1 pseudogene is annotated in these 297 nt (G+C 78.8%); it reads right to left on the minus strand.

The features are described 5' to 3' along the window. Positions 1-297, minus strand: a pseudogene (locus NE591_RS14660) (hypothetical protein); the annotation flags it as partial.

Raw genomic sequence — 297 nt, forward strand, 5'->3', positions numbered from 1 at the left:
CTTGGCCCTTTGCGCTTTCCCCTGGCCGCCCTGATTGCCCTGGCCGCTCTGGTTGCGGCCGCCGTCCTTGGGGCGCACGCCGTCCTTGGGCCGCGAGGCCGTCCCGGAGCGCTGACGGCGCGGCTTCGGCGATGCGGCCCCCTCGCCGCGCGCGCCCTCCTCGCGGGAGGTGGACACGCGCTCCAAACCGCGCCCATCGTCGGCCGCCGACAGCTTCGTGGAGCGGCGGCGCTTGCGGGGCGGGGCGGCCGGTGCCGGAGACGCCGCCTGCGTCCCCGCCGAGCGCGAGCCGCCGCG

This window comes from Adlercreutzia sp. DFI.6.23, from assembly GCF_024462535.1.
GTDB classification, from domain to species: Bacteria; Actinomycetota; Coriobacteriia; order Coriobacteriales; family Eggerthellaceae; genus Adlercreutzia; species Adlercreutzia rubneri.